Source organism: Acetobacter senegalensis, assembly GCF_001580995.1.
Taxonomy (GTDB): domain Bacteria; phylum Pseudomonadota; class Alphaproteobacteria; order Acetobacterales; family Acetobacteraceae; genus Acetobacter; species Acetobacter senegalensis.
The window spans coordinates 1-777 of the sequence record NZ_LHZU01000015.1 but is presented as its reverse complement, the minus strand read 5'-3'; the positions used below and the strand labels follow the sequence as shown (position 1 = coordinate 777).

Below are 777 nucleotides of genomic sequence, written 5' to 3'. Positions count from 1 at the left end.
GCCCTCCCGCTGGCCATTAACCTGCAATACACGCGGGATCTGTCCTTCGAGGTACCGGTAGGGGCAGAAATTTTTGCCACCCTGCGCTCTCAGCCCAACATTGCCGTGAACATTGATGTGCAGGCCAACCGCCTGCAGGATGATCAGGCCGTGTATGAAGTGACGCTGGCCATCAAGGCTGAAGCCAAGGAAGCACCGGAACAGGAAGGTGGCACGCCTGGCCGTACCGTCTTTATTGCCGAACTGGCCTACGCTGCCGTTGTTACCCTTACCAACCCGCCGCAGGAACTCATTGAGCCCATGCTGCTGGTTGAAGTGCCGCGCCTTATCTTCCCGTATGCCCGTAACATCATCAGCGATGTCACGCGTGATGGCGGCTTCCCGCCCATCGTGCTGCAGCCGATTGATTTTGTGGCCCTGTGGCAGGCCAAGCGCGCTGAATTCCCGCAGACCGCAGGCAACGCCTGATTTAACGGCCCGCGAGAGGGGAGTTCAGACTTCCCTCCAGCATACAGAAAGGCTTTCAGGCATCCGCTTGAAAGCCTTTTTTAATGCGAAAATGCGTTTGCTCTCTCTGACTGTGCATACTCAGCAAGCCTTTGAAAAATCTACCAGATCAGGCTGACTGGGCTTTTCGGGGGTGAACGATGAAGGCGTCCTGCATGGAATTTTCATCCAGACGCCACGGCCGCTTCATCAAACGGAAAGCCTCCAGGTCTTTACCCCTTTGAATCCACCTTTCCGCCTTTCCGCCTTTCCGCCTTTCCGCCTTTCCGC

Annotated in this window: 1 protein-coding gene; it reads left to right on the top strand. The window is 56.5% G+C overall.

The genetic code is table 11. From position 1 onward, the window contains the following. Positions 1-468, top strand: a 468-nt coding sequence (gene secB / locus AD948_RS00080; protein ID WP_061470212.1) for a protein-export chaperone SecB, incomplete at its 5' end; no start/stop codon positions are given. Positions 469-777: the final 309 nt, after the last annotated feature.